The organism is Cytophaga aurantiaca DSM 3654 (assembly GCF_000379725.1).
GTDB lineage: Bacteria > Bacteroidota > Bacteroidia > Cytophagales > Cytophagaceae > Cytophaga > Cytophaga aurantiaca.
The window spans coordinates 220177-235263 of sequence record NZ_KB903620.1 but is presented as its reverse complement, the minus strand read 5'-3'; the positions used below and the strand labels follow the sequence as shown (position 1 = coordinate 235263).

Here is a 15087-nt window from a genome sequence, read left to right as displayed (position 1 = left end):
GCTCATCTTTAATAAAATCCTTATTCATGCAATGTTAATAATTGGATTTATTTACTAATTTTTATTACATAACAAATAATGGCTGTTCGAATTTTCGTATCTTAGTGTGGATAATTCACACTTTATATGAGAATAGTAACATTCATCTCCTTTCTATTTGCAACACTAACAGTTTTTGGTCAGATCAATTCCGGCAGTCCGGCAATTCCATTTGGTTCTAAAATCAGTACAGTTGCGAATCCATACGGGAATGGTATTTTGCCTACCAATCTTCCAACAGGAACATATGATTTAAGTACAAACCAATTTGGTAAGTCACAGGATGCTGCGGATGCATACAATACATGGAAAACGAATTATGTTGTTGCCTGCGGCTCAAATTTTAGAGTAAAGTTTGACACCCCAACTCAAACTGTTTCTGAAGGTATTGGATATGGGATGTTGATCGCTGCATACGCTGGAGATAAAACGTTGTTTGATGGTTTGTGGGGTTATTACAAAGCAAATTCAAACGGGAATGGTCTAATGAATTGGAGAACGGGAGCATGCACGGCTGATCAAAGCGGTGGTGCAACGGATGCAGACTTAGATGCTGCTATGGCATTATTGATCGCTAAATGCCAATGGCCTTCTGCAACCAGTCCGTACAATTATGCAAACGAAGCTACTACGTTAATCACGGCAATTAAAAATACTGAAATTCACAATACAAATTATCAGGCAATCAACGGAGACGGATGGGGATTCGGAAGCTCGTGCCGTAACCCTGGTTATCAATCACCAGCATACTATAGAGAGTTTGCCGTTCACATTGCGAGTCAAGCTACATTTTGGAACACGAATGTAGTGCCTGCAGCATATGCATTGTTAAATGCAAATAGAAATACTACTACTGGGTTAATAAGTAACTGGTCTGACGTTAGTGGTGCTCCTAATAGCTGTAATGGGAGTAATGAATATGGATACGATGCGTGTCGTAATCCATGGAGAATGGCTACAGATGTATTGTGGAACGGCAACGCTACAGCACAAACAAACTTCTGTATTCCTATTGCTGCGTATGTAAATGGCAAAGGAGCGAATGCAAGTGGTCCGGTACCTCAGGCAGGTGGAACTACTACAACAAATGAAGCAACATTCTCCTCTATGTATGCTGCAGGTATTTGTGGCTCTAATGCTACATACCAAACGATAATGAACAGCATGTATACCAAAACAGTTGCTACAACGGATGCATTGCCTAGATATTTCGGGAATACACTTCGAGTAATTTCACTGTTTATACAAACAGGAAATTTTTGGAAGCCATGTAATGCAGCACCTGCAACAGTAAGCGTTTCGTTAACGGCTCCTACAACCGGACAAACATTTAATGAAGGAGATGCAATAACATTAACTGCAACAGCTTCAACAACAAATGGTACAATTTCTAAAGTTGAGTTTTATAATGGTTCAGTATTGATTGGTACTGCAACTTCATCGCCCTATACAATTTCATGGACAACTGCACCAGCTGGTACAAATCAGATTGTTGCCAAAGCATATAACACTGCTAGTGAAACAGCTGCGACATCATCCATTCCTGTTTTAGTAATAAAATCTGTATATCAAACTTCTACTGCACCAGTAATGGATGGTACGGCTGAAGCAATCTGGGGAGGTTCAAATACATCCGCTTCACTAAACAGTTTAATTGGTGGAACAATAAGCGGCTCATCTGATTTGTCTGCAAACTACAAAGCCATGTGGGATGCAACGTATTTTTATTTACTTGTAAATGTTACGGATGATGTTAAAACAAACAATGCCGGAACAGATTATTATAACGACGATGCTGTTGAAGTATTCTTTGATATTGGAAACAATAAGGCTAGTACGTATGGTACGAATGATTTTCAATATACATTCAGATGGAATGACAATACGATCTATGAAAAAAACAGTAAGATAACAGGAGTATCATTCGCAAAAGTTGATAATGCAACAGGCTATGTTATGGAGATGCGTTTCCCGTGGTCAACATTAACAGGTTCTCCGGCAGTTAATCAGCTTGTAGGTTTTGATGTTGCCGTTAATGACGACGATGATGGAGGAGCCCGTGATGGTAAAATTTCATGGGCACAGTCTGCCGATCAGGCCTGGACAAACCCATCTTATATGGGAACAGTAATATTAAAAGGAATTGCTTGTACATTGCCTTCTGCTGCCGGGGCTATAACTGGAACCACAACAACATGCGCAGGTACAGCCGGAGTTACGTATTCTATTACCACCGTTTCAGGAGCAACCGGATATACCTGGGCAGTACCAACAGGCGCAAGCATCACAGCAGGAACAAATACAAATTCTATTACAGTAACATTTGGAACAGCGGGCGGTAGTGTTACCGTTACGCCAACGAATACGTGTGGAAATGGCACAAGCAGTTCAAGTACAATTACTGTGGGAGCAAGTGTAACACCAAGTGTAGCTGCTGCTGCGGATGCAACAACCATTTGTGCAGGAACTACGGTTACATTCACAGCAACACCAACAAACGGCGGCACACCAAGCTATCAATGGAGAAAGAATACTGTAGCTATTTCAGGAGCTACAACAGCAACGTATGCAACCTCAGCAATTTCCAACGGAGATGTATTTGATGTTGTGATGACTTCTACTGCCAACTGCAGATCGGCAAATACTGCCAATTCCAATCAAGTAACCATGACGGTAACAGCAAGCGTTACTCCAATAGTAATTGCAAGCACAGGCGCAACTACTGTTTGTACAGGAACTTCTGTTACATTCACAGCTGCACCAACAAATGGTGGCACGCCAAGCTATCAATGGAGAAAAAATTCCACGGCCATTGGAGGAGCTACATCTGCGACTTATTCAACTACAGCAATTTCGAATGGAGATGTGTTTGATGTTGTAATGACTTCTACTGCGAATTGCAGATCAGCAAATACTGCTACCTCAAATCCGGTGACGATGACGGTAACAGCAAGTGTAACCCCTAGTGTAGCGGTTGCTGCAGATGCAACAACCATTTGTGCAGGAACTACGGTTACATTCACAGCAACACCAACAAACGGCGGCACACCAAGCTATCAATGGAGAAAGAATACTGTAGCTATTTCAGGAGCTACATCTGCGACTTATTCAACTACAGCAATTTCGAATGGAGATGTGTTTGATGTTGTAATGACTTCTACTGCCAATTGCAGATCGGCAAATACTGCAAATTCCAATCAGATAACCATGACGGTAACAGCAAGCGTTACTCCAAGCGTAATTGCAAGTACAAGCACAACAACGATTTGCACAGGAATGTCTGTTACATTCACAGCTGCACCAACAAATGGTGGCACGCCAAGCTATCAATGGAGAAAAAATTCCACGGCCATTGGAGGAGCGACATCAGCGACTTATTCAACTACGGTAATTTCGAATGGAGATGTATTTGATGTTGTAATGACTTCTACTGCGAATTGCAGATCAGCAAATACTGCTACCTCAAATCCGGTGACGATGACGGTAACAGCAAGTGTAACACCAAATGTAGCTGCCGCTGCAGATGCAACAACAATTTGTACTGGCACTGCTGTTACATTCACAGCAACACCAACAAACGGTGGTACGCCAAGCTATCAATGGAGAAAAAATACAGTAGCAATTTCAGGAGCGACCTCAGCAACGTATGCAACTTCGGTGATTTCCAACGGAGATGTATTTGATGTTGTAATGACTTCTACTGCCAATTGTAGATCAGCGAATACTGCAAACTCAAATCAGGTAACAATTACAATTACAACGAGTGTTACGCCAAGCGTAATTGCAAGTACAAGCACAACAACGATTTGTACAGGAACTGCTGTTACATTCACAGCTGCACCAACAAACGGTGGCACTCCAAGCTATCAATGGAGAAAAAACACGGCAGCTATTTCAGGCGCAACATCAGCAACCTATTCAACTTCGGTGATTTCGAATGGAGATGTATTTGATGTTGTAATGACTTCTACTGCGAATTGCAGATCAGTAAATGCTGCAACATCGAATCAAATAACAATGGCTGTAAATGCAAGTGTTACACCAGGTGTTTTAATAGGAGCCAGCGCAACAACTGTTTGTGCAGGCACTGCTGTTACATTCACAGCAACACAAACAAATGGTGGCACTCCAACCTACCAATGGTTGAACAACGGAAGCAATATATCCGGTGCGACTACATCCACATACACAACTTCATCAAGCGTTAATAATGATAAGATTAGTGTAGTAATGACTTCTACTGCCACTTGCAGAACGACAAATACTGCAACATCTTCTCAGATTACGATGGTGGTTAATGCAAGTGTTACACCTGGTGTTTCAGCCATTGCCAATGCAACAACCATTTGTGCGGGCACTTCTGTTACATTCTCAGCAACTCCCACGAATGGCGGAACACCAACGTATCAATGGAGAAAAAACGGCAGTGATATTTCCGGCGCAACGGGTGCTACATATATAACTTCATCGATTGCAAATAATGATCAATTCAGTGTAGTAATGACTTCTACTGCAACTTGTAGAACAAGCAATACTGCAACTTCAGCATCTGTAACAATGAATGTTAGTTCGTCTTTAACAGCATCTGTAAATATTGTTGTTTCTCCAACCAGCAATGCATATGCCGGACAAACGCTTACATTTACAGCAACACCAACGAATGGAGGCACTGCGCCCACCTATCAGTGGAGAAATGGTATTAATGAAATATCCGGAGCAACAAATGCAACCTTCTCATCAAGCACATTAACAAACGGCACTTCAATAAGTGTTATCATGACTTCAAATGCAGGCTGTGTAACAGCGCCTACAGTAAACTCATCAAGCATTACCATTACAGTAAGTCCATATCCAACGTTTGATACAAGTATTACAGGTCCAACAAACGTAACAGCTAATCAAACCAACGTAACATATTCTGTTACAGACCAACCGGGAATGACCTATGTTTGGACTGTTCCTGCGGGTGCAACAATTGTTAGCGGACAAAATACAAATTCTATTGTGGTGAATTTCGGATCATCAAGCGGATCCGTTACTGTGAAAGAAACTAATCCTGCGTCACAGACATCAACGATAACCACAACGGTGGTAGTTGGTCCGGCAACGCCTGTAACACTTCCTTCAACAGAAACAGTAGTTTCCGTTTATCCGATACCATGTAACGGTACAATAACAATTGACATGAATACGTCAGTCACTACAAATGTATCATATATGCTTATTGATGCTACAGGAAATGTTGTACGCAGAGGCATCATTGAATACTCAGGCGCTGCAGTGCAGATTGAAACAGATGTTGCAGCAGGTGTTTACCAATTGATGCTTCAGTGGGATGACAAATCCGCAATGAACAGAATTGTTAAATATTAAATTTAATGACAGATATAAAATCTGTTAGTTCGGTAAGATATAAGCCATATAAACAAAGAGCCTTCCGCTAATTAACGGAAGGCTCTTTGTTTATATGCTATGTAGAAGAAGGATTATTTTTGAATCAATTCTTTTCTGTTTAAAATAGATTCAACAAATTTTAAATCATTATCTGTTGTGAATATTTTATATGGAAGAAGTAAAAACTGACCTCTGCCCATGATAAATAAGAAATCATTCTTTCTCTTATAAACTTTTTTAAACATATCCCACTTCACAGGGCTTCCTTGTTTTTCATTTAGTTTAATAAGTAATTGACGACTATCAATTTCGTAGCTCATTTTCTCAAACATCATTTTGGCCTGCTCCATTTGAGTAGCACCTAAGAATTGGATGTACCAGAATAAGGTATACAATGCCACAGCTAAAATAGCAGGAATAATAAACCACCATTTTTCGTCCGGCAATAAAAAGGCAATACAACCAAATACAAATGGGAATACAACATACCACCATTGCTCTTTGGCAATAGACCATAAGCCTGCTTTAATAAATTCTTTTGGCGTCAGCTGGTATCTTTTTGTTTTAACGATCATGAATACTATATATTAAATGTACTGGATTTACGATTTTGAATTTCGATGCAAGTTAAGCAAAAAAATCATCTTGCTTAACTAAGTCTTATAGAAGGAATGTGCTTTTTAGTAAGCTTTCAGACTCATGTCTTTACTTTTATAACTATGGCTTAATGAACCCACAGAGATAAAATCTACACCGGATTCAGCTACGGCAACAATTGTGTCTTCATTGATCCCTCCGGAAGCCTCTGTTTCTGCCGTGTTATTAATTAGTGTAACCGCCTCCTTCATTAAGGCAGGGCTCATATTGTCAAGCATAATGCGAAATGCACCGCCTTCTTCAAGGGCTTCCTTAACCTCTCTCAGATTTCTTGTTTCAATTTCAATTTTTAAAGGCTTATTCGTTTTGCGGATATATTCTTTACTGTTTTTTAAAGCTTGTTTTATACCACCGGAATAATCCACGTGATTGTCTTTCAACAGGATCATATCAAATAAGCCATAACGGTGATTCACGCCGCCGCCTATTTTAACGGCCCATTTTTCCATCATTCTGAAATTGGGCGTTGTTTTTCGTGTATCCAATAACTTTGCTTTAGTATGTGCGATCAACGATTGCAAGTAGTTTGTATAGCTGGCAATTCCGCTCATACGTTGCATGGTATTTAGCACCAAACGCTCAGCAGCCAATATGGAATGCACAGAACCGTTAACAGTTAAGGCAATTTGGCCCGGAGTAAATCGATCGCCATCTTTCATATTTACAGTTACAGCAAGATTAGGATCTACACGATCAAAAATGCGTTTCGCTATTTCAATACCTGCTAAAATACCCTCGTCTTTCAATATCAACTGAGCTCTGCCCGTTTGCCCCGCAGGGATCGAAGCAAGCGAGGTATGATCTCCATCACCGATATCTTCAGCTAAGGCATTGTCAATGAAAGCATCAATAAGTTCCGGCATTAAATAAGTGTACTGCATCCGGCAAAATTAATGGATAATAACTAAAAAGAATACTGTCGGTAGTTATTCTTTGTGTAGCAACAAAAAGTCCCCCGTCCCATCCCGATAGTTATCGGGATCGGGATCGGGGGACTTTTGCGAAAATATACTATATAAACTAAACTACATGAAATTACTTATGCTCTATTATTATGGAATCGATCAGAAACTTACCATTCACCGGTTTTAACACCATGGTAACCCGCATTGTACCTGCCGCACATACATACTCACCAATGGTGAATTTAAAGTCATCTTTATCAAGTACTTTATGTATATAAGTGAAATTTGTAGGCGGATATTTTTTCATAAAATCACGCATCACAAATTCAGCCTGGGTTTTGCTGTAATTATTTCTGTCTTGATCCGGAAGTTGAATTTCTACCATATCGCTCATAAAAGCAGTTAACTCTTTCGAGTTAGCCATCTTAATGGATATACGAATATTTTCTATAACATCGGGCATAGATTGTGACGTCTGTGCCTGAACCTCATTTACTTGAACCAACAAAACGAACAGTATTGCTGATAATAGAAAACTTATTGTCCGGATTTTATTCATATACTGCTTGTTAGAGCCAAAATAGTGCCAAAAAGAGGTTTTATGAGAGATTATTCTCCTTAAAGGTATAACAGCCATGTTTATAGAGGAATAGATTTGGTAAGAGATTAAACATTTTATTAATGTGTATGAATGCATTCGTAGTATTAATGTGTTTAAATATGAATACGGGATTCAATTGGGATGTGTTATTGTTTAAAGTTTCTACGAATATCAAATTCTCACAGAATTTATTCATAATTTTGAGAGACATATATAAGAACATAAGAACCTGGTATAATGAATAAGAAAGTAATTTTAATGATTCTGGATGGATGGGGTTTAGGAACCAATCCAAAAGTTTCAGCGATAGCTGCAGCTAAAACACCATTTGTAGACTCACTGTTTTTGAAATATCCGCATAGCAAGCTGGAAGCATCGGGATTGGCTGTTGGTTTACCTGTCGGCCAGATGGGTAATTCAGAAGTTGGTCACATGAATATCGGTGCCGGCCGTATTGTATATCAGGATCTGGTTAAAATTAATTTAGCAGTAGAAAATAATACCTTGGCTGATGAACCTGCGATAAAAGATGCTTTCAATTATGCAAAAACGAATAACAAGAAAGTACACTTTATAGGTTTAGTTTCTGATGGCGGCGTGCACTCGCACGTGAATCACGTTAAAGGACTTTGCTCTATTGCACACCAATATGGTTTGAAAGATGTGTTTGTACACGCATTCACAGACGGAAGAGATTGCGATCCTAAGAGTGGTTTGGGTTTTGTAAAAGAACTGCAGGAATCTATGGCAAAATCAACTGGCAAGATCGCTTCGATCATAGGTCGTTATTTTGCAATGGATCGCGACAATCGTTGGGAACGCGTAAAGTTGGCGTATGATGTAATGGTACATGGTGAAGGCGAACATGCCACAGACGCAGTGAAAGCAATCGAAGCTTCTTATGCAGCAGGCGTTACAGATGAATTCATCAAGCCGGTAGTAATTGTAGATGGCAGCGACAAACCTCTTGCTAAGATTGAAAAAGGGGATGTGGTGATCTGCTTTAACTTCCGTACCGATCGTGGACGTGAAATCACAGTGGCGTTGACACAAAAAGATTTTCACGAACAAAACATGTTCAAGCAGGATCTGTATTATGTAACCATGACCAATTATGACGACACATTTAATAATGTTAAAGTCATTTTTGATAAAGATAATTTAAGCAACACACTTGGTGAAGTATTAGAAGCTGCAGGTAAAAAGCAGATTCGTATTGCTGAAACAGAAAAGTATCCGCACGTTACATTCTTCTTTTCAGGTGGAAGAGAAGAACCATTTAAAGGAGAGAAAAGATTGATGGCTGCGTCTCCAAAAGTAGCAACGTATGATCTGGCTCCGGAGATGAGTGCAAATGAAATCAAGGATAAGATCATTGCTGAATTAAAATCGAAGGATCCGGATTTTATTGTATTGAACTTTGCAAACCCGGATATGGTAGGTCATACAGGTGTGTTTGAAGCAGCAGTAAAAGCATGCGAAGTTGTTGATGGGTGTACAGAAGCGGTTGTAACTACTGCTCTTGCAAATGGCTATACAGCTATTGTTATTGCTGACCATGGCAATGCAGATTACATGATCAACGAAGATGGAAGTCCGAATACTGCCCATACAACAAACCTTGTTCCGTGTATTCTAATAGATAATGCCTATAATAAGCCTTTAAAGGATGGTAAATTAGGAGATCTTGCTCCTACTATATTAGAATTGATGGGTGTTACTAAACCTAAAGAAATGACAGGAGAGTCTGTTTTATAAGAATAAACCGAAATTCAGATTAAAATTTAAAGTCCCGCTCTTCAGGCGGGACTTTTTTTGTCTAATCCAGACTGTTTTTCATCGAAAATATATAAAATTCAATTTTTTGGTTTGAATTTTAGCCTAAAAATTAAAAAAAAATGTTTTTTTTAAAAAAAGTGGTTAAAATTTTAACTTATTTTTAAATAAAACATACAAATATGAATAATGTAAGGTCAATATTTAGGTGTCAATACCGGAAAACACGTAGAATCGACTGGAATTACATTTTTTGCCGCTTATTTAAAGGCTTTTTCATGCTCTAAAATTGTACTATTTTAATTTTGTAGCAATTCTGAATATTTTGTTTAATAATTATTCTATTGTATTATTTCAATAATAAAGGCATTTTAAAGCGAAATAGTACACAAATATTAGATTTTAGATAGAATTCAGATTTGCGTGGAATTGTATTTTGCCTTATGTTTACATCATGAACGATATGAATATTCTAACCCGGTATTCAGACAGGACATAAAAAAATTAACCAACCCTTTTATCAAATTATTACCAACTAAACGAATTATTACTATGAAGAAATTTGCACTCGTTACGCTGGCATCTTTACTGTTCTCAGCGTTCACATCTCAGGCAGGGGTAAATGAAGATTCTACAAAAAGTGGAAAATTGACGATCTCCGGTTACGTAGATGTTTACTATCAATATAACTTAAACAATCCAACACCTGATCCAGGTCTTACATTTACTGAAAACCCAGGTCGTATCTTTGATATTAAGAACAACCAGTTCTCTTTAGGTTTAGCACAAACAAAGTTTGCTTACACTACAGATAAATCTGAAGTAGTTGTGGACCTTACCTACGGTCCAAACTCAGTTTTAGGTAACTTCGGTAACGTTTTAGGTGCAAATGATATATCAATCAAGCAAGCATATTTCTCTTATATGTTTACAGATAAATTGAATGTTACAGTTGGTCAGTTTGGTACGCACGTTGGTTATGAATTGATCGATGCTCCTTTAAACTACAACTACTCTCTATCTTACCTATTTGGTAACGGTCCATTCTACCATACTGGTGCTAAAGCTTCGTATGAAATCTCTGAAAGCTTCGGTATTATGGCCGGTATTGTAAACGGTTGGGATGAGATGTATGATTTCAACGGAACAAAATCAGCGATTGCACAAATTTATGTTGCTCCAACAGACGGATTCAACATCTATGTAAACTACATCGGTGGTGATGAAAGAAACGGATGGTCTTTCCCAACAATCTCTAACAAATTCGGAACAACACCTCCAGGCGGAACAAAATGTGTATCTCACTTATTTGACTTAACAACTACTTACCAATTGACTGACGCCTTCAAATTAGGTTTGAACGCAGCATATGGTTTTGGTACTAACTTGAAAATTGATGCTACTCAAGCAGATGGTTATTCTAAAGGAACTTGGGGTGGTGCAGCGTTATATGCTGACTACAGATTCTCTGACTTCTTCGGTTTGGGATTACGTGCTGAACACTTCATCGATAAAGATGGTTTAAGATACATCTCTAGCACATTCGGTCAAGGTTGTACAGTAAGTGAATTCACATTAACTGGTGACTTGAAATTTATGGACGGTCACTTCAACTTAAAGCCTGAATTCAGAATTGATGTTGCAAAAGTAAACGATGAATTTGGTGGTGCATTCAAAGGATATGTTAAAAATCCGGGTTCTTCAGATGCTAAAGCAACAAACATCCAACCAACAATCGGTATGGCTGCGATCTACGCATTCTAATCATAGTCTTCGGACAAAAAATATCTAAAAATACGGTTAATTTTTTAATCTGGTTAGTTAAAAAGCCCAGTCGCCAACACCCTCGGCGCTGGGCTTTTTGTTTTTTTTAAGAGTTGCCAGGCTCTAGTTACTAGGTACCAGACTCCAAGCATATCATATCTCATTTGGAATTTGTTTTTTGTTATTTGGAATTTTCAACCTAATACAACTCAAAACAAACAGTTTTCCGTATCTTTGGAGTTATTCTTAAAGATAAAAATGGAACACTTTTATTCAGACTACAAGATTGGAATGCTGGGTGGCGGTCAGCTCGGAAGAATGTTATTGCAGGCGGCAGTTGATTACAATCTTGAAATCCATGTATTAGATCCGGATGCAGATGCTCCCTGCAAAAACTGGGGTAACAGCTTTACAACCGGTTCACTGACAGATTTTGATACGGTGTATCAGTTTGGCAAGGATATGGATCTGATCACAATAGAAATCGAAAATGTCAATGTTGAAGCATTAAAGAGGCTTCAAAAAGAAGGTACGAAAGTATTTCCGCAGCCTGAAATTATTGAAATGATTCAGGATAAAAGATTGCAAAAAGCGTTTTATCTGAATCACAATATTCCTACAGCTCCATTTGTTCTGACAGATAAAAAAGAAGATATACTAAATCATCTTGATCTTTTGCCTGCAGTACATAAGCTGGGCAAAGAGGGATATGATGGAAAAGGAGTACAGGTAATCGAAACAAAAGCGGATATTCCCAAAGGCTTTGATAAACCCGGCTTACTGGAAAAGAAAATCGATTTTGAAAAAGAATTGAGTGTTATTGTTGCCCGCAATTCAGACGGCGAAATCACCGCATTTCCAACGGTTGAGATGGTTTTCCATCCCGTGCATAATTTAGTTGAATTTTTGTTTGCGCCGGCAGAAATTTCTGAAGACCTTCATAAAAAAGCCGAGAAGATTGCCAAAGGAGTAATCAATGAGATTGGTCTGGTAGGCATACTTGCTGTTGAAATGTTCTTAACCAAAGACGGAGAAATTCTGGTGAATGAAATTGCACCAAGACCTCATAATAGCGGACATCAAACCATACAGGCAAATTACACATCACAATACGAGCAGCATTTGCGCGCAATTTTAAACATGCCGCTTGGCGCAACAAATCAGCACTGCCCTGCAGCCATGGTGAACTTATTGGGTGAACCGGGCTATGTGGGAAATGCCATTTTCGAAGGTCTGGAAGATGCATTAAATATTGAAGGCGTGTATCCGCATTTATATGGAAAAAAAATTACCAAACCTTTCCGGAAAATGGGACACGTTACCATACTGGATCAATCGATCGAGGGGTTAAAAAAGAAATCTGAACAGGTAAAACAACTTATAAAAATTAAAGCATGAGCAAGCCATTAGTAGGTATTATTATGGGCAGCCAATCGGATCTGAAGATCATGTCTGCAGCTGCTGATATCTTAGATAAATTTGGAATACCATTCGAACTGACCATTGTATCTGCCCACAGAACACCGGAGCGTATGGTTGAATATGGACAGTCTGCACTTGCAAAAGGATTGAAATGCATTATTGCCGGTGCCGGCGGTGCAGCTCACTTACCGGGCATGGTTGCGGCCTTGACAACATTGCCGGTAATAGGTGTTCCGGTTAAATCATCCAACTCAATCGATGGTTGGGATTCGGTATTGTCAATTTTACAAATGCCTTCCGGCGTTCCGGTTGCAACGGTTGCCCTGGATGGCGCTGCCAATGCGGGCATAATAGCGGCTCAGATCATAGGAGCGTTTGATGCAGATGTTCAGAAAAAACTGCAGGCATATAAAATTGAACTGAAAACAAAAGTAGAAGAGTCGGTTGCCACGATTGATAAGAACGGCTTCAGATCTTTGTTAAAATAAAACGATGTTTCATGAGATTTTTTTTACTATCATTTTTACTTCTCTCTCAATTTTGCATGGCACAACAAAATGTTCGTTGGGCATGCAAAATTCTTGAAACAAATGAAACGCATAGCGGAAAAGTAAATGCACCGGAAAAGGTACTGGGCGTTCCAGAAGTGTATCCGGCTTATGGAGCCCAGACAAACCCGAACTCCTGGATCGTCGGAGGAAACAATAAAGGATATAAGTCAGATCACATAACGCTTAAAGTCGGCTTCTGTGATCCGATCATTGCAGAGCAAATCGTAATTATAGAATCTTATAATCCGGGCTCTATTTCATCCGTAACTATTTTTGAAAAATCAGGAAAAGCAACAAAAGTCTATTCAGTAAAACCGCAAGGAATATCGGAAAAAGGCAGAGTATTATCCATTCCTATCAAAGCTACATCGTCGCCTGTTGTAGCACTTCTCATTACTGCCTCTAATACACATTCTACGGGGTGGAATTACATAGATGCGATTGGAGTTGCTTCGACAAAAGCACCCATAGATCTGAAAATAAATTTAAATCCGGATGCAACACTAATCGGAAATTCCGAGCCTTTAAGTGATGCCATCAACAGCTCGTCATTAGAGACTTATCCGATCATTTCATCCGATGGAAATATATTATATTTTGCCCGCGTCGGTGATAAAGACAATATTGATGACCCTACAACGACAGATATCTGGTATTCAACAAAACTTCCAAATGGGAATTGGGCAAAAGCTCAAAACATCGGAAAGCCTTTAAATAACAGTGCACACAACTTCGTAAGTTCCATTACTCCGGATGTAAACACCTTGCTGATCGCAAATACATACAAGGCGGATGGAAGTACTGCAGGCAATGGTGTATCCATTTCAGAATATACAATGAATGGATGGGAAGTTCCCAAACGCTTGATTATAGAGGGCTTCGTGAACCTGAATGAATTTTCATTTGTGTCTTATTTTTTGGCTGCTGATGGGAAGACCATGCTGATGTGCACGGAGATGCCGGATTCGTATGGAGATCTGGATATTTATGTAAGCTTCATCAAAGCCGATAAAACGTGGACAAGACCATTAAATATCGGGAAAACGATCAATACGTTTCAGGCAGATGCCACGCCTTATCTGGCCTCAGATGGCAAGACACTTTATTTTGCTTCACAGGGACATTTAGGTTATGGAAGTTATGATATTTTTATGACCAAACGGTTGGATGATACCTGGCTGAACTGGACAACGCCCGTAAATCTTGGTCCGAAAGTAAATACCATGTATGCCGATTTAAGTTTTTCAATTCCGGCTTCGGGAGATGTTGCGTACACGTATGCATTAAGAGACAAAACAAATCTGATGGATATCTATTCCATAGCACTGGCGCCTTCGATTAAGCCGGAGCCTGTAACCATGGTAATTGGACGTGTACTGGATGCGAAAACAGAAAAACCGATAGGTGCGAAGATCGAATATGATATTTTAGCATCGGGTATGAATATCGGTATCGCACATTCAAATGCAGTAACAGGCAGTTATCAGATCGTATTGCCTGGTGGTAATACCTATGCATACAGAGCGCAGGTGCCGGGTTATTTTTCTGTTAATAAAAATATTAAGATCGAAACAAATTCTTTATACAATGAAATACATGTAGATCTATTATTGGTTCCTATTGAAACGGGTCAGAAAATTGAATTGAATAATGTATTTTTTTATCAAAGTGCAGCAAAACTGATCGAAACGTCTTATCCGGAATTGGACCGAATAGTGGAAGAATTAAAAAACAATCCTGCAGTTACCATTGAACTGGATGGGCATACCGATAATCAAGGCGACCCTGCTCTCAATATTGCATTATCGCAGTCGAGGGTTGAAGCGGTAAAAGCATATTTTGTACAAAAAGGCATTGATGCAAAACGCATTACAACAAAAGCTTTTGGAGGCAGTAAGCCGATCGCACCAAACGATACAGAAGAAAACAGGAAAAAGAACAGAAGAGTAGAAATTGTGATTATTTCTGATCATTGATT

General features: G+C 39.2%; 9 protein-coding genes. 6 read left to right on the top strand and 3 right to left on the bottom strand.

Annotated features, from left to right (window positions below; genetic code table 11):
• The first annotated feature begins 126 nt into the window (after window positions 1-126).
• Window positions 127-5412, top strand: a complete 5286-nt coding sequence (locus A3EE_RS21100; RefSeq protein WP_018341567.1) for a glycosyl hydrolase family 8 — start codon at window positions 127-129, stop codon at window positions 5410-5412.
• 113 nt (window positions 5413-5525) lie between these two features.
• Here A3EE_RS21100 and A3EE_RS0101060 read toward each other — a convergent pair whose 3' ends face one another.
• From A3EE_RS0101060 to A3EE_RS0101050, 3 genes are all read right to left on the bottom strand, one after another.
• Window positions 5526-6008, bottom strand: a complete 483-nt coding sequence (locus A3EE_RS0101060) for a YcxB family protein (protein WP_018341566.1) — start codon at window positions 6006-6008, stop codon at window positions 5526-5528.
• Window positions 6009-6113: 105 nt separating this feature from the next.
• Complete coding sequence (gene nadC / locus A3EE_RS0101055) at window positions 6114-6971, bottom strand: carboxylating nicotinate-nucleotide diphosphorylase (protein ID WP_018341565.1); 858 nt, start codon at window positions 6969-6971, stop codon at window positions 6114-6116.
• Window positions 6972-7125: 154 nt separating this feature from the next.
• Window positions 7126-7554: a DUF4783 domain-containing protein gene (locus A3EE_RS0101050; RefSeq protein ID WP_245553787.1), complete on the bottom strand. Its 429-nt coding sequence runs from the start codon at window positions 7552-7554 to the stop codon at window positions 7126-7128.
• 279 nt (window positions 7555-7833) lie between these two features.
• On the opposite strand from A3EE_RS0101050, the gene gpmI reads away from it, so the two are divergent.
• From gpmI to A3EE_RS0101020, 5 genes are all read left to right on the top strand, one after another.
• Window positions 7834-9354 (top strand): 2,3-bisphosphoglycerate-independent phosphoglycerate mutase, encoded by a 1521-nt coding sequence (gene gpmI / locus A3EE_RS0101040; RefSeq protein WP_018341562.1) that lies wholly within the window; start codon window positions 7834-7836, stop codon window positions 9352-9354.
• Window positions 9355-9924: 570 nt separating this feature from the next.
• Window positions 9925-11136, top strand: coding sequence for a porin (locus A3EE_RS0101035; RefSeq protein ID WP_026209525.1), 1212 nt, complete (start codon window positions 9925-9927; stop codon window positions 11134-11136).
• Window positions 11137-11394: 258 nt separating this feature from the next.
• Window positions 11395-12534, top strand: a complete 1140-nt coding sequence (locus A3EE_RS0101030; protein WP_018341560.1) for a 5-(carboxyamino)imidazole ribonucleotide synthase — start codon at window positions 11395-11397, stop codon at window positions 12532-12534.
• On the top strand, window positions 12531-13046 hold the full coding sequence (purE, locus tag A3EE_RS0101025; RefSeq protein ID WP_018341559.1) for a 5-(carboxyamino)imidazole ribonucleotide mutase: 516 nt from the start codon (window positions 12531-12533) through the stop codon (window positions 13044-13046). Before A3EE_RS0101030 ends, purE begins: the two co-directional genes overlap by 4 nt.
• Before the next feature lie 56 nt (window positions 13047-13102).
• Complete coding sequence (locus A3EE_RS0101020; RefSeq protein ID WP_018341558.1) at window positions 13103-15085, top strand: OmpA family protein; 1983 nt, start codon at window positions 13103-13105, stop codon at window positions 15083-15085.
• Window positions 15086-15087: the final 2 nt, after the last annotated feature.